23 protein-coding genes are annotated in these 24,648 nt (G+C 45.3%); 6 read left to right on the forward strand and 17 right to left on the reverse strand.

The window, feature by feature from the left end; all coding sequences use genetic code 11:
• Positions 1-9 precede the first annotated feature (9 nt).
• Positions 10-954, reverse strand: a complete 945-nt coding sequence (locus POF51_RS02210; protein ID WP_069845062.1) for an alpha/beta hydrolase — start codon at positions 952-954, stop codon at positions 10-12.
• A gap of 151 nt (positions 955-1,105) precedes the next feature.
• Here POF51_RS02210 and POF51_RS02215 point away from each other — a divergent pair, with 151 nt between their 5' ends.
• Entirely contained in the window at positions 1,106-1,798 is a 693-nt protein-coding gene (locus POF51_RS02215; protein WP_069845063.1) for a helix-turn-helix transcriptional regulator, read from the forward strand.
• Positions 1,799-1,876: 78 nt separating this feature from the next.
• Here POF51_RS02215 and POF51_RS02220 read toward each other — a convergent pair whose 3' ends face one another.
• The 8 genes from POF51_RS02220 to POF51_RS02255 form a co-directional block, all read right to left on the reverse strand.
• Positions 1,877-3,073: an acyl-CoA dehydrogenase family protein gene (locus POF51_RS02220; RefSeq protein WP_170831552.1), complete on the reverse strand. Its 1,197-nt coding sequence runs from the start codon at positions 3,071-3,073 to the stop codon at positions 1,877-1,879.
• 127 nt (positions 3,074-3,200) lie between these two features.
• Positions 3,201-3,608 carry a MaoC/PaaZ C-terminal domain-containing protein gene (locus POF51_RS02225; RefSeq protein ID WP_017248449.1) on the reverse strand — a complete coding sequence of 136 codons (408 nt, stop codon included), beginning with the start codon at positions 3,606-3,608 and terminating at the stop codon, positions 3,201-3,203.
• Positions 3,609-3,635: 27 nt separating this feature from the next.
• Positions 3,636-4,088 (reverse strand): MaoC family dehydratase N-terminal domain-containing protein, encoded by a 453-nt coding sequence (locus POF51_RS02230; RefSeq protein WP_017248448.1) that lies wholly within the window; start codon positions 4,086-4,088, stop codon positions 3,636-3,638.
• Between the two features lie 37 nt (positions 4,089-4,125).
• Positions 4,126-4,941, reverse strand: a complete 816-nt coding sequence (locus POF51_RS02235; protein ID WP_017248447.1) for an SDR family NAD(P)-dependent oxidoreductase — start codon at positions 4,939-4,941, stop codon at positions 4,126-4,128.
• Between the two features lie 25 nt (positions 4,942-4,966).
• The gene (locus POF51_RS02240) at positions 4,967-6,145 is read right to left on the reverse strand and encodes a lipid-transfer protein (RefSeq protein ID WP_271753598.1); all 1,179 of its coding nucleotides are present in this window, start codon (positions 6,143-6,145) and stop codon (positions 4,967-4,969) included.
• Positions 6,146-6,277: 132 nt separating this feature from the next.
• Complete coding sequence (locus POF51_RS02245) at positions 6,278-7,864, reverse strand: long-chain-fatty-acid--CoA ligase (RefSeq protein ID WP_083261544.1); 1,587 nt, start codon at positions 7,862-7,864, stop codon at positions 6,278-6,280.
• A 1-nt stretch (position 7,865) separates the two neighbouring features.
• A complete protein-coding gene (locus tag POF51_RS02250; protein WP_083261579.1) occupies positions 7,866-9,407 on the reverse strand; it encodes a class I adenylate-forming enzyme family protein in 1,542 nt (513 codons plus the stop codon).
• Positions 9,408-9,446: 39 nt separating this feature from the next.
• Positions 9,447-10,229 (reverse strand): enoyl-CoA hydratase/isomerase family protein, encoded by a 783-nt coding sequence (locus POF51_RS02255; RefSeq protein WP_069845067.1) that lies wholly within the window; start codon positions 10,227-10,229, stop codon positions 9,447-9,449.
• 209 nt (positions 10,230-10,438) lie between these two features.
• Here POF51_RS02255 and POF51_RS02260 point away from each other — a divergent pair, with 209 nt between their 5' ends.
• From POF51_RS02260 to POF51_RS02270, 3 genes are all read left to right on the forward strand, one after another.
• Positions 10,439-11,350, forward strand: a complete 912-nt coding sequence (locus POF51_RS02260; RefSeq protein ID WP_069845068.1) for a LysR family transcriptional regulator — start codon at positions 10,439-10,441, stop codon at positions 11,348-11,350.
• A 178-nt stretch (positions 11,351-11,528) separates the two neighbouring features.
• A complete protein-coding gene (locus POF51_RS02265; RefSeq protein WP_069845069.1) occupies positions 11,529-11,963 on the forward strand; it encodes an SRPBCC family protein in 435 nt (144 codons plus the stop codon).
• Positions 11,964-12,335: an ArsR/SmtB family transcription factor gene (locus tag POF51_RS02270; protein ID WP_069845070.1), complete on the forward strand. Its 372-nt coding sequence runs from the start codon at positions 11,964-11,966 to the stop codon at positions 12,333-12,335.
• A gap of 114 nt (positions 12,336-12,449) precedes the next feature.
• Here the strand turns inward: POF51_RS02270 and POF51_RS02275 are convergent, their stop codons facing one another.
• From POF51_RS02275 to POF51_RS02305, 7 genes are all read right to left on the reverse strand, one after another.
• Entirely contained in the window at positions 12,450-13,025 is a 576-nt protein-coding gene (locus POF51_RS02275) for a hypothetical protein (protein WP_069845071.1), read from the reverse strand.
• 175 nt (positions 13,026-13,200) lie between these two features.
• Complete coding sequence (locus POF51_RS02280; protein WP_271753606.1) at positions 13,201-14,556, reverse strand: M20/M25/M40 family metallo-hydrolase; 1,356 nt, start codon at positions 14,554-14,556, stop codon at positions 13,201-13,203.
• A 36-nt stretch (positions 14,557-14,592) separates the two neighbouring features.
• Complete coding sequence (locus tag POF51_RS02285; RefSeq protein ID WP_069845073.1) at positions 14,593-15,558, reverse strand: ABC transporter ATP-binding protein; 966 nt, start codon at positions 15,556-15,558, stop codon at positions 14,593-14,595.
• Between the two features lie 19 nt (positions 15,559-15,577).
• Positions 15,578-16,543, reverse strand: a complete 966-nt coding sequence (locus tag POF51_RS02290) for an ABC transporter ATP-binding protein (protein ID WP_069845074.1) — start codon at positions 16,541-16,543, stop codon at positions 15,578-15,580.
• Between the two features lie 10 nt (positions 16,544-16,553).
• Entirely contained in the window at positions 16,554-18,098 is a 1,545-nt protein-coding gene (locus POF51_RS02295) for an ABC transporter permease (RefSeq protein ID WP_069845075.1), read from the reverse strand.
• A gap of 17 nt (positions 18,099-18,115) precedes the next feature.
• Positions 18,116-19,036, reverse strand: a complete 921-nt coding sequence (nikB, locus tag POF51_RS02300) for a nickel ABC transporter permease (RefSeq protein ID WP_017248436.1) — start codon at positions 19,034-19,036, stop codon at positions 18,116-18,118.
• A 34-nt stretch (positions 19,037-19,070) separates the two neighbouring features.
• Positions 19,071-20,681: a glutathione ABC transporter substrate-binding protein gene (locus POF51_RS02305; RefSeq protein WP_069845485.1), complete on the reverse strand. Its 1,611-nt coding sequence runs from the start codon at positions 20,679-20,681 to the stop codon at positions 19,071-19,073.
• A 248-nt stretch (positions 20,682-20,929) separates the two neighbouring features.
• Between POF51_RS02305 and POF51_RS02310 the strand changes: the two genes are divergently transcribed.
• On the forward strand, positions 20,930-22,942 hold the full coding sequence (locus tag POF51_RS02310; RefSeq protein ID WP_271754182.1) for a sigma 54-interacting transcriptional regulator: 2,013 nt from the start codon (positions 20,930-20,932) through the stop codon (positions 22,940-22,942).
• Between the two features lie 86 nt (positions 22,943-23,028).
• A complete protein-coding gene (locus tag POF51_RS02315) occupies positions 23,029-23,994 on the forward strand; it encodes a DHH family phosphoesterase (RefSeq protein ID WP_069845077.1) in 966 nt (321 codons plus the stop codon).
• Positions 23,995-24,055: 61 nt separating this feature from the next.
• Here the strand turns inward: POF51_RS02315 and POF51_RS02320 are convergent, their stop codons facing one another.
• Complete coding sequence (locus POF51_RS02320) at positions 24,056-24,646, reverse strand: dihydrofolate reductase family protein (protein ID WP_069845078.1); 591 nt, start codon at positions 24,644-24,646, stop codon at positions 24,056-24,058.
• Positions 24,647-24,648: the final 2 nt, after the last annotated feature.

A 24,648-nucleotide genomic window follows, 5' to 3' on the forward strand; every position in this document is an offset into this window, starting at 1 on the left:
CCCCCTACCCTACTTGGTTACAATCTGATCGATTGTATACAGAAATTCCGTTATGCGAGAAATCGTCGCTTTTATCTGCTCCGGAAATACGGACATATTCGTAAAATATCCGTGTACTAACCCCTTCTCGCATACCGCTTCAACCTTTACTCCCGCATTCTTCAAGCGTTCGGCATATGCTATTCCCTCATCGCGCAATACATCACATTCAGCAGTGATCACGATAGCAGGAGGAAGATTGCTCAAATCTCTCGCTGATAGTGGAGCTACATACGGATTGCCTTTATCATACTCATGATTGATATAATGGTTGGAAAACCACAACATCAGGTCCCGATTCAGACCAAACCCTTCTTGAAATTCCATGTAAGATGGAGAGTCAAAGCGCATGTCCGTCACTGGGTAAATAAGGACCTGCGCCTTTATTGCCGGGCCGTTTTGGTGTTTTGCAAGAAGCGAGAGAACGGTAGAAAGATTTCCTCCTGCACTATCACCGCCAACTACCAAATCGGAAGCGCTTCCATTAATAGAGGAAGCATTTTCACTCACCCATTTTAACGCTGCATAGGAATCAGCGACGGGAACAGGAAACTTATGCTCCGGCGCCAATCGATAATCGACCGATACGACGATTCTTCCTGATAGATGAGCCAGCATCCGGCAGCTAGCATCTACGGTTTCAAGATCACCGATTACCCAACCGCCACCATGATAATAAACAAAAAGCGGAAACGGACCTTGACCCTCCGGTGTGTACATCCTGATGTTTATTTCGGCATCCGCTCCAGCAGGAATCAGCTTGTCCTCAACTTTTGCGAGCGGTGCAAGCTCTACCTCGACAGTAGGAATCTGTGCAAATATGTCTCTTACTGCTTGCGGCTCCAATTTATGAAGGGGCGGTAATTGGTTAATCCTTTCCAAATAAACTTTTGCTCTTGGATCTAAATTTGCCACGAAGCATCCATCCTTCCCTTGATATGATGTATACTTGAAGGAAATAGATTCAGAGAAGAACTATAATCCTTATCTTAAGCCTACTTTTTTCTGTATAATTGGAATATTCCCATTTTGTCGTATACTGATTCCCCCAAAAGGAGATGACAAAGTGACTGCAATCTATACCATTGAAGAACAAGTTCGAAAGCTGGATGCCATAACGAATCATGAAGAAAAATTATATAAAATTCTTGAGTACTATATGGAGCTATTTCCAGTCCAGGATGCGTCTTTATATCGCTATTCGCCTATTGGCTATTTTGGCGAAGGAATTATCTCTCTCTCTTCAAGAGGATTAAGTCATATACGGGAAAAACGAGATGATATTCGGGGATACAGCTTTTTGCAGGATATCATCCGTGAAAGAAAGGCCAAGTACTGTTCTGGCATTGAGTTCTTCAAACAAACCAGCAGCAATTACCCTCATTCCTCCAATGCTCATGCCGTTTTAGTTTCCCCCATTTGCTACGGTTCGGTCGTCATTGGCTTTATATCCTCCAAAGAATTCCATACGGGAGCAATCATTGATGACGAAATCCTTGCGTCTGTCACTCTGTATGGCAAGCTCGTTGGGAAGTTCATTGAAGACTATCAGCGGGTAGAAAACTCTTTGCAGCTAAGCAAACGAGAACTGGAAGTGATGAAAAAAATCGCGTGGGGTGAGAGTACGAAGGAAATGGCAGATTCCATGAGTATCAGTGAATTAACCGTCAAACAATACGTAAAATCCGCGATTCAAAAGTTGGGAGCTAACAATCGTTCCCATGCAGTTGGAGAACTCTACCGCCAAGGGATTATTTGATAGGATGAGTACACGGTCACATAAAAGCCGACAGGGATATCTGTCGGCAGTCTGTTCTTTGTGAAAATTCCTTTTCCCCTATAAGCCAAGATTTTTGGCGATAATATTTTTCATAATTTCTGTTGTGCCTCCATAGATTGGCATCACGGCAACATCCCGATAACGACGGGCTATCGGATATTCTTCCATAAATCCGTATCCGCCATGAAGCTGTAAGCAGCGGATTGACATCTTCCTTGCCATTTCTGTAATGAACCATTTTGCCATGGAAATTTGGGTAACGAAATTTCCGCCTTGCATATGCTTTTCTGTTAAATCATCAAGGAAGGTCTGCGCCATTTTTAATTCGGTTGCCATTTCTGCTATTTCAAATTGTGTATTCTGAAAGGAACTGATCGGTTTCCCGAAAGCATGTCTTTCTTTTACATAGCTCATGGTTGTCTTGAGCATCTCTTCTGCTATGACCATTGCACCCAAAGCAATCAAAAGCCGTTCCTGCTGCAATTTTTCCATCAAGTAGTAGAAGCCCTGCCCTTCTTCTCCTAGCAGATTACCAACGGGAACACGCGCATCCTCAAAAATCAACTCAACCGTATCTGTAGAATGCTGGCCCAGCTTTTTCAACTTGCGTCCGCGGAAAAATCCGGGTGTATCCGCATCCACCAAGAGGATGCTGACACCTTTCCGAGCTGGAGTTGCTTTTGGATCGGTTTTGACTGCAACGAAAAACAGCGATGCATTGATACCGTTGGAGATAAAGGTTTTCTGCCCGTTTACGATATAATGATCGCGCTCACGAATAGCCGCTGTACTCATACTCGCCAAGTCCGATCCGATCCCAGGCTCTGTCATCGCCACTGACGTCGTTACCTCTCCACTCACACATTTGGGCAAATACCTTTTCTTTTGCTCTTCGTTTCCAAATCTTTCGAGGTAAGGGACGATAATCGAAGAGCTCGTGCTTGCCAACGTACCTACGCCAACACGATGTAACTCTTCCGCCAAGACGAGATTAAAGCCGAAGTCGAGGCCAAGACCGCCATATTCAGGCTGCACCTGCGGACAAAGAAACCCTTGCGCACCCAGCTTCTCATAAAATTCTCGTGGCGTGTATTTTTCTTCTTCCCATTTCTCTATGTAAGGGACAGCTTCTTTTTCGAGAAATTTTTGCAAAGAAGTTCGGAGCATATCGTGTTCATGGGTGAGAAAACGTCTCTCTCTTCTAAATAAATCAAATGTATTTGGTTTAGATGAAGTCGTTGAATATGACACCATGCACCCCTCCTCTTTTTTGGATTCTTTATACATATAGGAAAGACCGTCTATGAGAACCGTGAGGGCTATAGTGGCAACCAATTCCACGGTACTCAAGCCGGTCAGTTAGGAAACGCAGACAAATCTATTACCTTGATGGCAATTTCGCCTCAAAGATGCCTGAAACTTTGACTTCTCCTTCGCTGTTCTTTGCCAGTACTTCTCCCACTACAGTGTTATCCAACTTTTTCTCCAGAACTTTTCCTACAATCTGGATCGATTCGCCAGGAAGTGTCATTTTGCTAAAACGAACTTGAATTTTCTGGATATTTTTTCGAGAAACCCAGGAAGTAACTCCTTGGGACAGCATCCCCATGACCAGCATTCCGTGAGCGATGATCTTCATGCCTGCTTTCTCGGCGAACTCTTCCACCAGATGCAGCGGGTGAAAATCGCCGGAAGCACCTGCAAACCGAACGAGCTGCACGCGGGTGATCGGTTCTTTTTCCAGAACAGGGAACTCGTATCCTTCACTTACATCCTCATAAAATATCATGGCGTTCTCCTTTCTTCTCATGCCCCATTAATGACGATGCACGATCGTGTTTCTCGTAATAGCTACCAGTTCACCTCGTTGATTTCGATACTGATTTTCAGATGTAACCAAGTCCATCGATCCGCTGCTTCCTGTCTTCGTTTCGGCATCGACAACCTTGCTCGTGACTGACAGCACATCTCCCGCGACAATGTCACCCAAGTATTCATAGGATTGCTGTCCATGCAAAACTCTCGCCAGTTTTAATCCCAACTTCTCCATTTTTTCAACGGAACCCATGCCGCCCCACAAGTCAATAACTTGCAAAAAGGTTGGCGGGATCGGGATTCCATCGTAGCCTTCTTTTTTAGCAGCCTCCAGATCGTAATAGATCGGGTTGTCATCACCGATAGCGAGTGCCAATTCTTTTATTTTTCCTTTTTCTACGGGCATGGTGTAAGGCTTAAACTCCAGCCCGATCAAATCTTTCACATTTGACACGTTCATTCACCTCATCTGCATAAATTGGACAGAATGATTACGTCAAGGAACCGCCGTTTACCCCAAGCACTTGTCCATTGATATAGTTGGACAAGGGGGAGGCGAGGAATAAAATGCTTTCAGCTGCTTCCCTTCCGCTACCAACTCGTTTTTGCGGAATGTTACTGATTAGCTTCTCCCTTACTTTTTCTGGAATGCCCGCTGCTTCTCCGTTGACAATAAGACCTTCCTCTTTGGGACGAGTAAGCCTAGTATCGATGAAACCAAAGGCAACTGCATTGCTGTTGATGTTGAATTGCCCCCACTCTTTCGCTACCACCTTGGTTAATCCAATGACACCTGCTTTTGCAGAAGAATAGTTGGCTTGCCCCATGTTTCCTCTCACCCCGGAACCGGAGGAAACATTGATAATCTTGCGGTGATGAACGATACCTTGTTCGATCTCTTTTTTGGCGACATCGCGCATGTATGGGGATGCTTCACGAATCAATCGGAAGGGCGCGATCAGATGGATGTCTAGCATTGCCTGGAATGCTTCGTCCGTCATTTTATGAAGAAGGCCGTCAATACAATAGCCAGCATTGTTCACCAAAATATCCAGTCGGCCAAAAGCAGAAATCGTCGCATCTACCAATTGCTTCGGATAGACTGGATCTGTTACGTTTCCGCAAAATGCGATCGCATCGCTTCCGAGATCCTTGATCGTAGAAACTACTTCTGCTGCCGGTTCTTCATCTCGATCTGCCACAACGACTCGCGCGCCATTTTCAGCTAATACCAATGCCGTTTCACGACCGATTCCCCGTCCAGCCCCTGTAACGATCGCTACTTGGTTTTCCAACATTTTTGCCATTTCCACTCTTCCTTCCATTTCGTTTTTATCCAACTCGATACATAGTTACGACGCAAGCACCACCAAGACCCAAGTTGTGATGCAAGGCAACTCTTGCATTTTCCACTTGCCGTTTCTGTGCCTGTCCGCGAAGCTGCCAGACAAGCTCCGTGCACTGGGCAAGACCCGTTGCTCCGATTGGATGTCCTTTTGACATCAAGCCACCAGAAGGATTGACAACCACTTTGCCACCGTATGTGTTATCGCCATCATTGATCAATTTCTCTGCTCCACCTTCCTCACATATCCCCAGGCTCTCATAGGTAATGACCTCATTTGGGGTGAAGCAGTCATGGAGTTCCAGCACATCGACTTCATCTGGGCCGATGCCTGCCTCCTCATAGACCTGTTTGGCGGCACGACGTGTCATATCCGCTCCCACCAGATTGAGGATATTGTCGTGACTGATATTCATATCCGTTGTCAGCGCTTGCGCCACGATCTCGACTGCGTTGGAAATACCGTGCTTTTTGGCAAATTCCTCACTGCAAACAATAGCCGCTGCTGCACCACACGTAGGAGGGCACGCCATGAGACGAGTCAATTTAGGCATCAATTCCGGAGCACTCATGACCTCTTCTACTGTCAGTGTTTGTGTGAATAGCGAGTACGGATTTTGAACGGCATGATTCCTTGTTTTCACGGAGACTTTTGCAAAAATGTCGGGATTCGCTCCATACTTCTCCAGATACTCCTTACCTGCTGAACCAAACAAGCGGATGGCATTTGGTGCTTGCGGAACTTCTGGCCACAATTCCTTCAAGCGATCCTGCAACCAGCCAGTTGCTGGTGTTCGATCATCCCAATGAGATTTCAATGCGCCCGGCTTCATTTCTTCAAAGCCAACTGCCAGTGCGCACTCTACAGCGCCAGACTCTACTGCTTGTCGTGCCAGGAACAGCGCATTGGAACCAGAGGAGCAGTTGTTGTTGATATTAAAAATCGGAATCCCGGTCATCCCCACCTGATATAACGCTCTTTGACCACACGTGCTGTCACCGTAAACGTAACTTGCATATGCTTGCTGGATCTCGGAATAGTCAATTCCCGCATCTTCCAGTGCACCTTTTACCGCTTTCGCTGCCATGACTTCATACGGCTCGTGTGCTCCCGGTTTTGTAAACGGTATCATATTGACGCCAATTACTTTTACTTTTTTACCCAATAGTCTCGCCTCCTTTAGTAGATTGATGAAGTCACTTTTGATATTTACGAATAATTAGAATCTTTAAATGAATAATAAATTTATGCTCGTATTTCATAAAGTTTAGAACGCAAAAGGTACATTAAGAAAATATTAATGGGTACGATTTTCCTCAACCAATGTACGGCGCAATATTTTGCCCACTGCCGATTTCGGCAATTGCTCCCTGAATTCGATCAATCTGGGCACTTTGTATTTCGCCAACCGCTCTTTGCACCATTCCACAATTTCTTTTTCTGTCAGCGAATGGTCTTTCTTCACAACAATGGCTGCTTTGACGGTTTCTCCCCGGTAGGCATCCGGGACACCGAATGTACACGCTTCTGCAACGGCTGAATGCATGTACAGGACCTCATCAATCTCGTTGGGATAAATATTGTATCCTCCTGCGATGATCATTTCCTTCTTTCTTCCGACAACATACAAGAAGCCATCCTCATCCAGCATGCCCGTGTCACCCGTAAAGAGCCATCCATCACGGATCGTTTGCGCTGTCTCTTCTGGTTTTTTCCAATATCCTTTCATGATTTGCGGACTTTTCAAAACAATTTCACCCGTTGCTCCCGGTGGCATTTCTTTCAAACCTGTTTCCATATCCACGATTTTTACATCGGCATTTGGGACTGGTATCCCTACGCTCCCTGTTTTTCGAACACCTTTTCCAAATACCCGAACGATAACAGCGTTGGATTCTGTAAGTCCATACGCTTCAGAAATACGGACGCCCGACTTATGTTCAAATGCTCGCAATACTTCTAACGGGATCGGAGCAGCACCTGATCTGCATATTTTCAATGAATGCAAATCATCCTCCCGAAAATCAGGATGATTCACTAATGCGACAAAGACAGTCGGTGAGGCTGAGAGATGAGAGGGACGATACTTGCGGATGATGGGAAGAGTGTCATGGATGCGAAAATGCATGATGGGAATGTAGACACCTGCATGGAAGATAGAGGCGATCATGACCATCAAGCCTGCACCATGGAACAACGGGAAAACACCAAGAAACCGTTCGTCGGGACGCTGAAGTGCCCCTTCGTCTGTGATCGAGGTATGGTACGTAGTCGCTACCGTGTTGTAATGCGTAATCATTACCCCTTTTGGTGTTCCTGTCGTTCCGCCTGTGTACTGTAGGACTGCAATATCTTCCATGCTATTGATTTGCAAAGGAGGGAGTGTATCGTTTTGTTCTTCGATCCACTGATAGAAGTAGGCATATCCAGCTGGATTGTGATCTATGGTTACGATCGTCAGCTTATGGTGATAGCCAGTACTTTCTAGTTTCTCGATCTGACTACTATCACAAATCAACCAGCTCGGCTCCGAGTCATCCAGCATGATAAGCAATTCCCGCTGCTGAAACATGGGATTCAGTTGGACGACAATCCCCCCTATTCGTTGAACTGCGAAATAGGCGATGATATATTCTTTGCAATTGTACAGCATGATTCCCAAGCGATCTCCCTTCTTGCATCCACGTCGATGCAAGGCACCCGCAAAACGATCCACTGCGTGCTTCAGTTCGGTATAAGTGAACGCCAGATCCGCTTCGATAATAGCTGGATGATGAGGGAATTCTTGTGCAGCTCGCTCAAGGAAATGGTAGATGGAGCACAGAGGAATTTCCATTTCAACGGGGATCGTTTTCGGATAAAAGGCGTGCCATGGCTTTTTCAAACTACCGACTCCTTTCATTAGAAAAAGTGGATTCGGATTGATGTTTTATGTAACGGCTCCGCAATTCATATTTCAGTATTTTCCCAGAAGGATTTCTTGGCAAAACGTCCGTGAAGATTACTGCGCGAGGAATCTTGTAAGCAGCGAGATGCTTCCGACAGAATTCAATTAACTCGGTTCTATCGATGGTATAACCAGGTTTTGCGACGATTACCGCTGCCACTATTTCGCCCCACTTCTCATCGGGAACTCCTATCACTGCTGCTTCCCATACACCATCAAAAGCGTACAGAATGTTCTCTACTTCAACGGAATAGATGTTGCTGCCACCCGAAATAATCATATCTTTTTTGCGATCAACAAGTGTTATGAAGCCATCTTCATCAACGGAACACAAGTCTCCCGTATATAGCCACCCGTCACGAATTGCCTCAGCAGTAGCCTCTGGATTTTTATAATACTCCTTCATGATCATGTCGCTCCGAAGAAGCAATTCCCCAATTTCTCCTGGGGCAACTTCTTTTCCATCCTTGTCAACGACTTTAGCTTCCGTCAAGAATCTTGCCTTTCCGCTTGTCCCCAGCTTTTCCTTATGATCCTCCGGATATAAGTAAATCCCGGAAGGACCGCCCTCTGTCAATCCACAGCGGTTGTTAAACTGATCCGTCTTAAACAGCTCCATGCTTCTCTTGATCAGTTCTGGGGACATCGGTGCCCCACCATACCTTAGACTTTCAATCGAGGATAAATCGTATTGGTCTGCATCTGAGACTTGCAGCATCATGTTATACATCGTTGGAACAGCAATAAATGATTGAATTTTGAAATGATCAATTGCTTTTAGAACTTCAACAGGATCAAATTTTTGTTGAATGACAAGTGTTTGTCCTAAAAATAAATCCTTGAAGAGGATACTGAATCCTGCACCGTGAAAGAAAGGCATGAAATGCAAGATTCGGCTGTTCATTGTTTCCCCACTCAAACCAAGCGAATGAAAAATGAACAAAATAGCTCGATGATGATCGAATACGGCTCCTTTGGGTCTTCCTGTCGTTCCGGATGTATACAGGATGTGAGAATCATCATGCTGTTCAACTACTACATCAGGCTCATTTTCATTTTCGGTCAGAACCTGTTGCAACGACAAATGTCCTTCTACTTGCGTATGGTGAACAGCAATACAATGAGCGACCTTGGCAGATCGAGCCTGTTCAATCAGCGCTCCATACTCTTCATCATAAATGACTAGCTTGGCATCCGAATGATCGATGAGGTATGCTGCTTCTGATTTCGTCAGGCGAACGTTGATCGGAACCGTGACAGCACCGATCTTGGCGGCCGCAAACAAAGCGATCGGGAAGATATTGGAGTTTTTCATCATGAAGCATATTTTTTCACCTTTTGTGATCCCAAGTGAAAGCAAGCCATGTGCCAGTCGATTTACGATTCGATTTAGCTGTTCATACGTGTATGTCTGATCCTGATAGATGATCGCGACTCTATCCGGCATCATATTCGCGTTTCTGACAAGTGAACTCCCCATATTCACGATGACGCACCTCACCAACAAGGAAATCTCACATTATTTCCCTTTAAATTGTGGAGCCCGTTTTTCAAAAAATGCAGTAACTCCTTCTTTCAAATCTTCCGTCTGAAAACATACTCCTTGACCAAAGGCTTCCAACTCCAAAAATTCTTCTAAACTGACATTTGCGCTATAGTGAACGAGTTGTTTGATCAGTCCAATTGACAAACTTGGCCCTTCTGCAATCTTTTGCGCTATGGAACATGCCCGCTCCAGTAAGATGTCATCATCGACTACTTCATTCACCAACCCGAGTTGGTATGCTTGTTCTGCCGAGATGCTCTCTCCCAACATCATCAGTTCTTTTGCTCGGTGAGGCCCTAATGATTGTGTTAAAAAATGAATCCCACCGAAATCGGGAAGTGCCCCCACCTTCACGAAACTTTGAATGAAGAAAGCGGAACGGGCTGCAATCACCAAGTCACAGGCTAATGCCAGACTGACTCCTGCTCCTGCTGCGGCGCCATTCACTGCTGCTATCATGGGTTTTTCCACTTTTCTCATCATGTGGAGCAGCTCATAATACTGTTTCATTCTTTTACGGGTAGAAAAGGCATTCGAAGTATCGCCCTGAACGTTATTCAAATTGCCACCAGCACTAAACGCACGTTCTGTACCCGTGATGATAACCGCTTTGACTTGGTCGTCATATTGAATTTCTCTTAATGTATCGAGTAGTTCCCATGCCACTTCCGTTAAAGGATTTCTGATTTCTGGCCTGTTCAATTTGATGATGCAGACTTTGTTTTCCATAGTGGTCACGATGTTTTTTTCCTTCATACGACTCACCTCTTTGCGTACTTGGATCGAGTTTGGTCAAATGTCATTAAAACGATAATTCTGATTGTTCGGAATCTTATATTCATGATATTCTGGTACTATCTATTTTTAAAGTTTAGAAATGAAAAGGTTCGTTATGTAAATATTAATGGCTCATATAAGCAAGCCTAAACAGTCTACTTGAAAATCAATGGTACTGAGGTGAAGCTATGCGAATCGAGCAACTAATCTACATAACTGAAATAGCAAAAACAGGATCGATTGCCAATACAGCCGAACGACTTTTTGTATCTTCACCAGGTATAAGCCTTGCGATTAGCAGTTTGGAAGAGGAACTCGGAGTTAAGATTTTTGAACGCTCACGAACTGGATTAGAACCTACCGAGTTGGGAAAAAAACTTATCGCTCATGCTCAGGAAATATTAAACCGCATCGAAGAATTTAAAAATGAGGCGAAATGTGATTCTTCCGAGTTCGAAGGACAGCTATCCATTTCAACTGTTCCAGGCATCTGTCGAACACTAGTTCCGAAAACCTTGGCTGCGATTACTACAAAATTCCCAAAGGTCCATCTTCATGTGAAAGAAGCACATCTTATGCAAGTTCGAAAAGATGTTTTAAATGGGGATGTTGACATCGGAGTTATCTACTCCTTTCCTTCTTCCCATGAAGATAACAAGTTGCTTACTACAACCCATATCACAGATACCTCAATGATGGTTTGTTTTCGAAAGGACTCGGAATTGGCAAGCAAAGAGATACTTTACATGGAGGATTTATATAACTATCCGATTGTGGCATCCACCAATTTGAGTGACACAAAAAAATTTCATGCCTATCTATTTGGCGAATTTCACAAAATTAATTTCTTTGTTCAATCTCAAAACTATGAAACAAAAAAACATTTTATCTCACAAGGAATGGCATTGGGGTTTGAAACTCGCCTAACGACGAAAACCGATCCATTTTTTCAAAGGGAAGATATCATTTGCAAGCCCCTCATTGCAAAAGAACCCGTAGTCTCCTATTATTGCATCAAATTAAAAAACCAATATGCTTCAGTACCCGGTAAGGAATTTTTAAAGGAACTGCAAGCCCAAGCGAATCAATATATAGAATGAGTAGACAATGAGTACATACATGTTACAAAAGGAGCTTCAGTAAATCTGATCTCCTTTTTTGTATAGTCGTTGATCATTGGAGGAAAAATACCATTTACATAAAACCAAATGGTGTTATATCATCATGAAGTAAAACCAAAAGGTGTTATATTTTCACTACGAAACGGAGAGATTTATCGTGGAACAGAACAATCAACAAACCGTAGAAGATATTAAACAAACCATTGTTTTCGACGCCCCTATTCAAAAGGTATGGGAGAAAGTATCCACTGCGGAAGCCATTTCTGCTTGGTTTATGCCAAATGATTTTCAACCAGTGGTAGGTCACGAGTTTCATATTCAATCGCCCTTTGGACCGTCCCCATGCAAAGTGTTGGAAGTAGAAGCACCTCATCGCCTTTCTTTTGCTTGGGATATAGACGGTTGGGTAGTCTCGTTTCTTTTAAAAGACCTGGGAGATAAAACGGAGTTTACCCTTATTCATGGTGGATGGAAAGCGGCAGATGAGATCATCGGAAAAGCAAACGCGAAGAGCGCAATGATTCGTGAGAAGATGAATCAAGGTTGGGTTGGAATTGTTCACGAGCGTCTGAAAAAGGTTGTGGAGGGCTAAATGTCTGCTTCAGCAGAAAAGGTTGATGTATTTCAAGCGATCGCTGACCCTACTCGTCGAGAAGTACTTCGCTTGCTAGCTGAAAAAGAATTGCCTATCTCTGCAATTACCTCTCATTTCCCCATAAGCCGAACGGCTGTGGTCAAGCATCTTCATATACTTGCTGACGCAGATTTGGTTACGGGACATAAGGTAGGTCGCGAGAAAATCTATCGGTTGCATCCCGGTCCCCTAACAGAAGTAAAGCAATGGCTTTCCTTTTACGAGCAGTTTTGGAACAATAAGCTCTCTATGTTGAAGCATCTGGTGGAAACCGATGGCGATGCGGCATTAACTGTCGTGCAATCGGAACCGGATCAAAAAAGGAAATAGCTTATCATGCCCTTCCCTCTTGATCGATTGACCCAAGATCAAGAGGGGTTTCTTTGATCAGGCATTTCTTATAGCAAAAAGACTGCCGATTGCTCGACAGTCTGGGTAGTTGGTTTACTTATTCAACAGCTCGGTCAGTTCAATGGATTCGGTCAAGTGCAACGGTGCCGTTCCATAAGCTTTGCCATCTTCTGAATCAAACATATGGTTTTTGTTGTCTCCGCTCAATACGAAGAACAGTGTCTTCGCCTTTACTTCTGCTTTGTTATCTGTACCAACAGTTGCTGGCAAAGTGTTTGTCGTTACTTCAGCGTAGTTGAATTCAACTGCCAAAGCCTCTTTCTTGTCCTTCTCCACCGCTTGGGTGCTGTCATCAAAACGCATTTGGTCCGCAGGTGTTTCAAAACGTTTATTCATTAGCGCAAGAATTTCCTTGAACTTGTCATCTTCCGGCTTCAGGGATGTTTTTTCCCCTTGCTTGTACACAACGATTTCTTGTGGAGCAACGATCACCTGTTGCTCTTCTTTTTTCGCTTCTTCTGGTTTTTGCGTAGTTGCTTCACCAGCTGGTTGTTGGGTACCTGTTGCCGCTTGATTTTGATTTGCTGGTTGCTCTGCAGTTTGCGTGTTGCCGCAAGCAGTCAGGACTGCTAACAGAAGTGCAGCTGGGATCAATGTAGACTTTTTCATGGTTGAGGACCACCTTTTCCATATTCTCTCTCCACTATTTTACTCGTGTAATAGAAATAAGGGCGATCGCGAATAATCGCGAACACGCCCGTGCCGTTACTGATACGTGGAGTGCTATTAACCCAAGCATTATATTACATATGGATATGAATAGCAAATTACCACTTATTGATTCTTACTTTGAAAGCTCCCCTAATCGATGAATCACATGGCATGTACATGAAATGCCCTGATAAAAAAGGGCCACTTTCATATTTTCATTCGGCGCATGATTCGCCTCATCTGCGTTCGCATACGGGACCATCACGGATGGGACTCCGAGAATCTGAGTCCAGACATAATCGGGGAGGCTCCCGCCGACTCCAGGTACAAGAAGAGGATCTACTCTGTACGCATCTCTGACTGCCTGTGTAACCACTTTCACGATCTCCAGTTCAGCAGAAGTACGAGAAGGTTTCATATCTCCTTGATGCAAGACCTCTATGGAAGGATTGTGTGTTTTCACATGTTCGCAAAGCTTTTGAAAAATATCGTCTGGGTCTTGATCGATGACTAGCCGTATATCCATTTTCACACGCGCAGTGGCAGGAATAATCGTCTTGGAGCCGTCTCCCCCGTATCCACTGTGAAAACCGCAAATATTGAAAGTCGGTTCCAAGGATACCAAGCGATAAAAGGTTTCGGCGTCCGCTTCGATATCTGGATATCCGATCTGCTCGATTAACACCTCGCGTTCAAAAGGAAGCTTGCGAAGCAAATCCAGCTCATAGGCAGTCGGTTGGCGGATATTATCGTAAAATCCTTCGATTAGCACCCTCCCTTGCTCATCACGCATCGTTTTTAACAAGTCAATAAGCATCCATGCCGGATTGGGTGCGATATTTCCCATATTTCCCGAATGATGATCCCATTTTGCTCCGTGTGCTACCAGTTCGACACCAAGAATACCCCTGACACCTAACTCAACAGAAGGAATACCACTTCCATGCATGGGCCCATCTGATGTGTAAACAAGGTCACATGCCAATAGCTCTTTATTCTCTTCAACGAAAGTCGCGAGATGAGGACTACTGTTTTCCTCCTCCCCTTCAAATATCAGCTTCACATTGACTGGCAACTCACCAAAGCTGTCCAAATACGTTTGAATCGCCAGTACCTGAGCCATTAACTGACCTTTGTTGTCTCCTACTCCTCGACAATAAATCCTTCCGTCTCGTATGGTCGGTTCAAAGGGTGGCGACAGCCATTCCTCGAGAGGCTCAGGGGGCTGGACATCATAATGACCATAGATCAATACTGTGAATGCATTCTCAGCCTTTATCCATTCTCCATATACAACTGGATGTCCTGCTGTTTCCATTAGGCGACTCTGTATCCCACATGCCTGCATCATCTCATTCAACAGCTCCGCACATTCTCGTACGCCTACATTAGTTGTACTTATGCTTTTCTGTTTCAACAAGGCGAACAATTGCTGTAAATATTGTTCTTTTCGCTCCTCTATCAGACGCTTAACAGTAGCCAAGCTCATCGTTATATTCTCTCCTATCGATTGTTTCCTTTTTGATCAGACATAGAGATGACAAGCCACACTATGCGCATCGGTCACTTGCCGCATATCTGGTCTGATTTCTTTACAAATCTCCATCACACTCGGACATCTACTGGCAAAAGCACAGCCCTGTGGAGGGTTGGCTGGCGAAGGCACGTCCCCTTGCAAAATAATTCGTTCCTTTCTCAATCGGGGATCTGCCACCGGGATGGCAGATAACAACGTCTTGGTATAGGGGTGTAATGGATTAGCGTACAATTGTTCCGTTGTCGCAAGCTCAGCCATTCTTCCTAAATACATGACTCCGACACGATTGCATATATGCCGAACTACCCCGAGATCATGGGAAATGAACAAGTAAGTCAGTTGAAATTCTTCTTGTAAATCCTGCATGAGATTTAAGATTTGCGACTGGATCGATACATCTAGTGCAGAGACGGGTTCATCAGCCACTACTAGCTGTGGTTGAAGAATCAGTGCACGAGCAATGCCAATTCGTTGCCGCTGCCCACCCGAAAATTCATGAGCATACCGCTCAGCATACGTGCGATTTAACCCGCAAACCTCCATCATATGATGTATTTTTTCCAAACGCTGATGTTCATCACCCAATCTATGGGCTTTTAGCGGCTCATCTAGAATTTCCTTTACCGTCAATCGTGGGTTAAGCGACGAGAATGGATCTTGGAACACCATTTGAAAATGCTTGCGCTGTTGCCTCAGTTCACTCGCTGATAAGGAGGACAGACTCCTGCCTGCAAAGCTGATATCTCCTGAAGTTGGTTTTATCAGGTGCAAAATCGCCCTGCCCATCGTCGATTTTCCACATCCGGATTCTCCTACCAGCCCGAGCGTCTCTCCTTGATTGATGGTAAACGAAACATGATCGACGGCCTTCACTACACTCTTCGTTTTTTGCAGCAGCTTGCTCTTCCCTGGATAAAACACCTGTAACTGTTGTACTTCTACTAATGGGTTCATCCCAACACCTCCCGTTCTCCTAGGCATGTAACCAGCAGCGGCACGTATGATTATTGCCGACCGAAACGATCGCGGGGTCTTCCCCCCAGCAACGGTCAATAACACGATCGCACCGTTCTGCAAAGCGACAACCCTTGGTGATCGACCCTGCTGGCGGGACTTGCCCTTTGATCGTATATAAGCGGCTTCTCTTTTCTACTGAAGAGGGCATGGATTGCAGTAGACCAATGGTATAAGGATGCTTAGGATTATGGAATAAATCATCGACGTCAGCTTCTTCCACGACTTCTCCTGCATACATCACCAGAACGCGATCACACATCTCAGCGACCACCCCCAGGTCATGAGTGATTAGCATGATGGCTGTATTTTCTTTTTCTTGCAATTTTTTCATCAGGTCTAAGATTTGCAATTGAATCGTTACATCCAGCGCCGTTGTTGGTTCATCCGCAATCAACAGCTTTGGCTGGCATGCCATCCCAATCGCAATCATTATCCGTTGCCGCATTCCACCCGACAATTCGAACGGATAGCTTCGGTAGATTTGCTCAGCACGGGATATACCGACGCGCTTTAGCATCTCAATGGATTGTTCTTTTGCTTCCTGTTTGGATGCGCACGTATGAAGTAGAATAATCTCATCGATTTGTCGGCCGATCGTAAAAACAGGGTTTAAGGAGGTCATCGGCTCCTGAAAAATCATCGAGATCTCGTTTCCTCGGACCACACGCATTTCTTCCTCGGAGAGTTGGGTCAAATCCCTGTTGTTATAAACAATTTGTCCATTCGTAATGCGGCCGGGTGGGCTGATCAGGCGCATGATCGATAGTGAGGTAATGCTTTTGCCGCAACCGGATTCTCCGACGATCCCCAAGGTTTCACCCGCATGAACAATAAAGGAAATACCGTTGACGACAGTTATCTCTTCCTTTTCTTTCTTAAAAGAAACCTGTAACTGGTTGACCTCTAAAATAGGCGTATTCATTCGTTCACTTCTACTCCTTTAGCTTGGGATCAAGCGTATCTCGCAGACCGTCGCCAAACAAATTGAAGCAGACGACAGTCAGTACAATGGCGATCCCAGGAAAAAATGTTGGGTAGAAAAAATTCCGGCTGTTGTCTTTGGCTGCGCTCAACATCGCCCCCCATTCCGGAGCTGTTATGTCACCACCTAGACCGAGAAAGCTAAGAGCGGCTCCAAGCAGAATCGCTGTACCAATTCTCATCGTCAAATAAACTATGACCACAGGAAGCATACCGGGCAAAATATGCCGTATGATAATCACAAAATCCTGCACACCGATTGATTTAGCCGCTTCCACATACGTCATTTGCTTTAACGCTAAAGCACTCCCTCTGACGATGCGGATGAAGATGGGAACCGTAAAAACTGCTACTGCAAAAATAAGGTTAACCATCCCAGCCCCTAGCACGGCAATCACTGCGATCGCGAGCAATATCCCAGGAAACGCCAACAAAATATCGGTTAGACGCGTAATGATCGAGTCAATCCACCTTCCGCAATATCCAGCTAATAGGCCAAGCAGCGTCCCAATAACAGCACCGATCCCGACAGATACGAAACCAATGAACAGTGTTTCACGAGTCCCAGCCAAGACACGACTGAAGATATCCCGATTTTGATGATCGGTTCCGAACCAGTGCAGTAGGGATGGCTGTTGATGTTTCCTATTGTCCATAAGTGCGATATGCGTCTGACTAGGCTGTATTTGGACGAGTACAGGCTCTTGCATCGATGTTTCAACAGCTATCGGGACAATGGTAGATACAGGCCCGATTGATACTTTCACTTGCCCGATACCCTGACCAAGCGCGGTCACCATCCCATCAGGCGTTACACGTACTACTTTTTCATCTGTCGACTGGTAATGAATTTGTCCGTCCTCTTCCGATTGCTTTTTCTTGGCTGTTACGAACCCGTTGTTTTCTTGTGAGACAGCCTTGTTCGCCCCCACTACTTGTTTCAGGTTGCTACGAATTTGTTCAAAGCCGATCAGCTTAACCTCATTTGAAAGTCTGGCCTCTAGCTCAAGCTGGAAGATGTCCCCCTTCTTTACCATGCCTGCCGGACCTTGAAGCAGCAGCTGCGTAAGAATCGGTGGGGAGTCCTCTGCAGAAACGTCTAGCTTGATCTGCGTAGCGACATCTCCTTTTGCCATCAGCACCGTTGTGCTTCCTTGCCCGACTGGTGTTATGGTGATCGAGCCATTTGATTCCCTGACGGAGGAAATCTGTCGGTTCGTACTTTGCAGCATAAGCTCAGACACAGGACGTTCTGTACCATCACTCATGATCCCGCTTATTTGAATTGATCCGGTCAATTCTTTCGTTCTGTCGATTCCCTTTTCCTCATACTGCTCTGTCACAGGCCGATTCGGATCATAGGGTGTGATCCATGGCCCTGCCAACCCTAGCAAAAAGATACCGATTAATATCCAGAAGGCTACTACCGCCATCGTCTGTTTCTTGAACTTTTTCAAAAATAGCTGAAAGGGAGAGTGAGTATTCTGACTTTTCATTCGTCTGCTCCTCTTTGTTATTCATAACGGATTTGCGGATTCACAAGACTGTAGCTGATATCTACAAGAAGATTGACGATGAGAAACTGGACGGAAAAAAGCAGAATGAGCGCTTGCATGGCCGGATAATCGCGAGCGAGAACGGAATCAATCAAATACGATCCCAGCCCTGGCCAGGCAAAAACTTGCTCAACTACGACTGCTCCTCCGAGCAAAAAGCCAAATTGCAAACCAGTCATCGTGATCACGGGAATCAGCGCATTACGCAATACATGCGTCCAAATGATGACTGACTCTCGCTGCCCTTTTGCCTTGGCTGTGCGTACAAAATCTTCCTGTAATACTTCAAGGACACTGGAGCGTGTAAAGCGGGCAATGATCGCAGACACTCCGAATCCTAGTGTTATCGACGGAAGCAGAAGGTGCGCAAAGGTTCCGCTGCCACTGGTTGGGAACCACCCCAACTGCACGGCAAACATTTGCATGAGCATGAGTCCGAACCAAAACTCCGGAATGCTAATGATCGTCGTGGTTGAGATAATCCCGATGCGATCCCAAATCGACTTGCGCCGAGCCGCTGAATAAATTCCGACAACCAGGCCTATAATCAGCGCCCAGAACATGGCGGCAAACGTTAATCCAAGCGTGTATAAGAACCGCTTACCGATCTCGTCAGACACATTGGTCTTTGTTTTATAGGAAACACCGAAATCGCCGGACAAAATTTGCTGAAGATAACGACCGTACTGCACATAGAGTGGATCATGAAAGCCTAGATTCGCTTTTACTTTCTCATAGGTGGCCATATCCATTTCCGCACCGTACATGATGCGGATTGGGTCGCCAGGGGTAAGATGTACGAACAAAAAAGAAAGGATCGAGATGATCACTAAAATGGGAATCATGCCCAATATGCGACCAAAAATATATCTAGCCATTTCCTACACCTTCTCTTCTCTTTAGAAAACTAACTTATTGTTTGTATGCAGCCTGGAGACGAACTGTATCAAGAGTAACCCCAACATCCAAGACATTTTTCCGTTTTGCGATCACCACATCCGGGACGTACAGGAATATCCATGGGGCTTCATCCATGATGACTTTTTGTGCTTCAGTGTATTTTTGCTGTGCCATGCTGTTGGCCGTTGCTTTCAATGCTTCATTTAGCAGCTGATCGACTTGTTGGTTCTGATAATAGCCAGAGTTATTATAGTTCGGTGGAATTCGGTCAGATGCAAAGTTCGGTCGCATTCCCCAATCCGCTTCCGCTGTACCTGTACCCCATCGCCCGATATAGAGATCCGTTCCCTCTCCGGCATCCAGCCTTTCAAATAGCGTGCCGCTCTCGTAAGCTTGCACCTCTATTTTGATCCCCACAGCTTGCAGCTGCATCTTGATATTTTCAGCAATCGCGACGAATTCCGTTGAATTGCGCGTCCACAACGTAGCTGCAAAACCATCAGGATAACCAGCCTCTGTCAAAAGCTGTTTCGTTTTGTCAGCGTTGTACGAATAGCTTTGCTGTTTCGCGTAGCCTTTTACCAATGGCGAAAGCGGTGAGTCGGCAGCTGTGCCAAAACCGTCAGCAACCTGGCTGATCAACAGTTCTTTGTTGATCGCGTAGTTCATCGCCTGACGCACCCGCTTGTCCTTGTACTTATCCAGCTTCGTATTCATACCGACATAAATCATGTTGAGCGATGGACCGGAGTAAACATCCAAATTTGGATCTGTTCCCATACTCCGCGCATCCAGGGTCGGCAAACTTGTCACAATGTCTACTTCGCTGGCTTTGAGCATATTGACCCGCGTACTCGCCTCCGTCACAGGCTTAAACAGAATCGCTGCTAGCTTTGCCGGCTTCTCTTTATCCCAGTAACCATCAAAGGCAGCTACCTTCACAAACTGCCCGTTCTTCCATTCGCGGAATTGGTAGGGTCCTGTCCCTACTGGATTGCGGTCCAAGTTGTATTTCGGATCATCGATCTTTTTTTGCAATTCTTTCAGCGATTTAAAGGTGGCAGAAGGATGTGCCATATAGGCAACCATCGCAGAATTGGGTTCTTTCGCCACAACAGTGATCGTGTACGGGTCTACTACAGTAACCTCCTTGATAAATCCGAAGAAGCTCGCTCTTGCCATGCCATTCTCCTTGTTCCGTACGTAATCCAGATTCTTTTTCACTACTTCTGCATCAAAGGGTGAACCGTCATGAAATAGGATTCCTTTACGTAAATGAAAAGTCAGAGAAGTTGCATCAGCGCTTAATTTGTAATCGGATGCAAGAATAGGGACAACCTCCCCATTTTCATCCAGCGTAATCAATCCTTCGAACATCGTGGACAAAATATGCAGCGTGTTGCTATCCGTGGAATTCCAAGGATCAAGTGAGGTGGCCTCCGCTTCAAGAGCCACTGTTAATTCCGCATTTCGTACTGCCTTTGCTGGTACTTCTTGTTGTTGAGCATTTCCAGGCGCTGGTCCGCTTGTTGGCGGGGGGTGACCAGAATTGCTCGTACAGGCAGATAGCATGGCTGTTGCCATCAAAAAGCTGACTGTGAGTAATCTCACTCTTCTTCTCATCTGCACGTAAATCTCTCCCCTTTCTATCAATGAAGTGAAACTACTGAATTAATTAGCATGATCTATGCCAAAAAAATAGGCAGCAGTCTATGCTGCTTCCTCGTCCTGAACCGTTGATATTTGCTGGTTTTCTCCATCAATTAATCGTGCAGTGAAATACTATTTGGTTTACGATATAGAATATTCGGTTATTTCTTGCAATTAATTCAACCAAACACACCCAAATATCCAAAAGCGAGGAAGGCATGATGAACCAATTCATTTTACTAGCTGGCAGCAAAGACACCCGAATCGCGCTTGTCAATCAACTTCAGGAGATTATGGACGGGTATGTGAGGATGAGTAGTTATTCCGTCGAGGAGGAGCTTCCAACAACCCTTCATAATCAATTGGTCGTCCTCTCCCACCCGCTCGTATTAGAAGAGCCAAAAATAAGAGCATGCCTTGGAACAAATTGCAAGCTCATCATCGCCAATAGGATCATCAATTACGAAAACATCGACAGGCTCTTATACTTACCAGCTGGAACCAAAGCTTATTACGTCAATGACTCCTTAGAAACATGTTTGGAGTCCATTGAATCACTGAAAAAGCTGGGGATTGACCACATTCATTACATACCGTATTATCCCGGCATTCCGCACGTAGAAAAAATTGATCTCGCAGTGACACCAGGGGCGTTCGAGCTAATCCCTGACCATGTTCAAGATGTAGTGAGTATCGGTCCCCGCCTGATGGACATCTCGACGATTCATCAAATACTCGACCATTTCCAACTGAACGGGCCAGGAGATGTGATCTCTCAGCGCTATTTGCGTAAAATCATTCAATTGAGCAAGCGGCTGGCTGATGCCAACCAGATCGCCACAGATTTGAATAAGCATTTGAATGAGGTGCTGGATGGCGTAAACGACGGGATCTTGACAATTACGCAAGATGGCAAGATCACGGTCTTCAATGAGGAGCTCGGCCTTCTGCTCGGTGTCTCTGCCAAGCGTGTTATTGGCAGACATATTCGTGATGTCATGGATCATCCTGAGCTCATCGACTTTTTATTTGCCCTCTCACAGGAAGAGGATCGCTGGTTTACGTTCGGTGAGGTTGAAGTCATTGTTCACCGCTTCCCTTTAAACAATGACCAATCACTCGTCGCTACGTTCAAGAATGCGAGAAAGACAATCGAGTTGGAAAGATCGCTGCGCTCCGAATTGAAAAAGAAAGGCTTTGTGGCCAAATACACATTTGACGATATGATTGGGGAAAGCTCAATCCTCACGCGCACAAAGGAAAAGGCAAAAAAACTGGCAAAAACAGACCTCACCCTCCTGATCCAAGGAGAGAGCGGCACGGGCAAGGAACTTTTTGCGAGTGCCATCCACAACGCATCGCTGCGGGATAAGAGGCCGTTTCTCGCTGTCAATTTCAGCGCCATTTCTGAGGATTTGATGGAAAGCGAGCTGTTCGGCTATGATGACGGTGCATTCACAGGGGCTAAAAAAGGTGGAAAAGTTGGCTTGTTCGAGCAAGCAAACGGTGGCACGATCTTTTTGGACGAAATCGGTGACAGTAGCCTGAAGCTACAGGCACGACTTCTGCGGGTCCTGCAGGAAAAAGAGATTATGCGCATCGGGGGAAGCCAAATCATTCCAATCGACGTACGGATTATTGCCGCCACTAACAAAAATTTGCTGCATATGATCGAACAAGGGACTTTTCGGGAAGATTTGTATCATCGGCTACGTGTGCTCTTTGTCGATCTCCCCTCCCTGCGAACTCGAACCGATGACATCCCGCTGCTCGTTCGGCATTTTATCCGACAAAGCGTACACCCACAAGTGACTATCAAGCCGGAAGTCATCGAGAGGCTCACTACCCTACCGTGGTTTGGAAATGTGCGGGAGTTAAAGAACACCATCGATTACATGCTGGCTGTCTGTGACGAGGATATCATCCAAATTGAGGACATGCCGTGGGAAAATAGCTTTTTAAAAAGCGATCATTCACATACCGAAGCGCCGGTCATTCCTGATGAAGAAGACGAGCTGCTGCTTATCTTACGGAGTATTCAAACCATCGCTGAACGTGGCGAAAGGCCAAATCGACGGAAAATAACCGAGATGAGCAAGGATTGGGCAAAGCCACTGAGCGAGCAGCAGATTCGCAGCAGATTGGATGTACTTGAATCGCGTGGATATATTGTGAAAAGCCGGGGGCCTTTTGGGACGAGGTTAACCGATACTGGATTGAGGGTATTGAAATAAAGATGGTCTATCTATTGCGGTCCTGGGAAAAATGATTTATGGTAGTGAACTACGAAATCTGGACTCATTTGATAAGGAGATGCTCAATGAATCATCAAAAAATCGTCCATTTCAGTGATAAGGACTTGGATGGCGTATCCTGTGCTATCCTGAGTCAAATTGCTTTTTCCAATCAAGAAGTCGATTCTCGCGGGGTAACTCCTTACACTGTCAATCAAGACGTACAAAAGTTTATCGAAGAAGAGCTTACCTCCGAGATGTATGTCGTGATTACCGATGTAAGTGTCAATGACGAGGTCGCAACGCTCATTCAGAAAAAAGTCTATCAGGGACATGCGTTTATCTTGATCGATCATCACCCAACCGCCCTGCCACTGGCTTCCAAGTACGAGTGGGCACAGGTTATTACAGAAGAATCAGGGAAAAAGACTTCGGCAACGAGCCTTTATTATGATTACCTGGTAAACCAGGGATATTTGACCCCTACTGGCGTTCTCTCTAACTATGTGGAGCTGGTTCGTGCCTTTGATACGTGGGACTGGGATGCAACCGGCACTGTACAGGCTAATCAACTGAACATTTTATTCTATATGGTCGAGCGAGACACGTTTGTTCAAAATGTGCTGGGACGCTTGCGTGGTGAAGGTGCTGATACGGATCAATTCGTATTTGACGAAGTAGAATCCATCCTCATTTATACAGAAGAAAAACGAATGGATGAATTTGAACAAAAAAAGCTGAAGCAAATGAAGCTGATTCCGGTAGAAATCGATTTAGACGAGCCAAAAACGTATCAAGTGGGTGTGGTTTTCCTCGAACAATATCACTCCACGACAGGCAATTTCTTATGTAAGAATGCGGAAATGATTGATTTCGTCGCGATGCTAGATCCTGGGAAAGGCAGAATCAGCTTTCGAACCATTCGCGAAGACGTGAATCTGTCTGTGATCGCCCAGCATTACGGTGGTGGCGGTCATCCAAAGGCTTCTGGATGCTCCTTTACGGGCGTTACGTTAAAGTCTTTCGTGTACCCTGCTTTACGAACGAATTAGAGCAAAAAACAATCAGTCCAATTTCTCCATCCGTGAAATGAGAAATTGGACTTTTTTTGTTTTATTCTCCTTGTGCCTCTCCGATCTCATATCGCAGTTGTATGGATCCACTTTTTCCGTAAAGCTTGGTTTCTATCAACTTCATGTCGTGACGTGTATGGATGTTGTCAAAGTAATATTTGCCGCTGCCCATTAAGACCGGATGAATAATGATTCGGAGTTCGTCAAGTAAATCAGCATTGATCAAACTTTGAACAAGACCCGCACTTGCAGGAACAATGATATCACCCTTGATTTGTTTTTTTAGCTCCTTTATTTTCGTCATGACATCGGAATGAAGGAGTGTAACCGTTTCGGCGTAGTCCCCCCAATGAACTTCTGTAGGCTCACTATTTTTGGTTACTACATACTTTTGTGTCTTATTCATAGCATCAGCCCAATCTCCCTCTTGGAACGGCCAATAGCTTGCGAAGCCTTCATAGGTGACTCGCCCCATCAAGATTGCGTCGACCTTCTGGAAGAACGCAAGACCATCCTCTGTGGCGTCCATGATTCCAGGCAACGCCCAGCTAACCATATTGTCCTCTTCTCCTGTCGGCCCCGTATAGATACCATTCAATGTGCTGCTTACGTTTGCAATTATTTTCCCCATCA

This window comes from Brevibacillus sp. AG (assembly GCF_028369215.1).
In the GTDB taxonomy this organism is placed as follows: Bacteria; Bacillota; Bacilli; order Brevibacillales; family Brevibacillaceae; genus Brevibacillus; species Brevibacillus porteri.

Bases quoted from the DNA above. Each gene is read 5' to 3' on its own strand.
- POF51_RS02220 (WP_170831552.1), bottom strand. From the start codon at position 3,073: ATGGTGTCATATTCAACGACTTCATCTAAACCAAATACATTTGATTTA.
- POF51_RS02225 (WP_017248449.1), bottom strand. From the start codon at position 3,608: ATGATATTTTATGAGGATGTAAGTGAAGGATACGAGTTCCCTGTTCTG.
- POF51_RS02235 (WP_017248447.1), bottom strand. From the start codon at position 4,941: ATGGCAAAAATGTTGGAAAACCAAGTAGCGATCGTTACAGGGGCTGGA.
- POF51_RS02250 (WP_083261579.1), bottom strand. From the start codon at position 9,407: ATGGGGAGTTCACTTGTCAGAAACGCGAATATGATGCCGGATAGAGTC.
- POF51_RS02255 (WP_069845067.1), bottom strand. From the start codon at position 10,229: ATGAAGGAAAAAAACATCGTGACCACTATGGAAAACAAAGTCTGCATC.
- POF51_RS02260 (WP_069845068.1), top strand. From the start codon at position 10,439: ATGCGAATCGAGCAACTAATCTACATAACTGAAATAGCAAAAACAGGA.
- POF51_RS02270 (WP_069845070.1), top strand. From the start codon at position 11,964: ATGTCTGCTTCAGCAGAAAAGGTTGATGTATTTCAAGCGATCGCTGAC.
- POF51_RS02275 (WP_069845071.1), bottom strand. From the start codon at position 13,025: ATGAAAAAGTCTACATTGATCCCAGCTGCACTTCTGTTAGCAGTCCTG.
- POF51_RS02280 (WP_271753606.1), bottom strand. From the start codon at position 14,556: ATGAGCTTGGCTACTGTTAAGCGTCTGATAGAGGAGCGAAAAGAACAA.
- POF51_RS02285 (WP_069845073.1), bottom strand. From the start codon at position 15,558: ATGAACCCATTAGTAGAAGTACAACAGTTACAGGTGTTTTATCCAGGG.
- POF51_RS02290 (WP_069845074.1), bottom strand. From the start codon at position 16,543: ATGAATACGCCTATTTTAGAGGTCAACCAGTTACAGGTTTCTTTTAAG.
- POF51_RS02295 (WP_069845075.1), bottom strand. From the start codon at position 18,098: ATGAAAAGTCAGAATACTCACTCTCCCTTTCAGCTATTTTTGAAAAAG.
- nikB (WP_017248436.1), bottom strand. From the start codon at position 19,036: ATGGCTAGATATATTTTTGGTCGCATATTGGGCATGATTCCCATTTTA.
- POF51_RS02305 (WP_069845485.1), bottom strand. From the start codon at position 20,681: ATGAGAAGAAGAGTGAGATTACTCACAGTCAGCTTTTTGATGGCAACA.
- POF51_RS02310 (WP_271754182.1), top strand. From the start codon at position 20,930: ATGAACCAATTCATTTTACTAGCTGGCAGCAAAGACACCCGAATCGCG.
- POF51_RS02315 (WP_069845077.1), top strand. From the start codon at position 23,029: ATGAATCATCAAAAAATCGTCCATTTCAGTGATAAGGACTTGGATGGC.
- POF51_RS02320 (WP_069845078.1), bottom strand. From the start codon at position 24,646: ATGGGGAAAATAATTGCAAACGTAAGCAGCACATTGAATGGTATCTAT.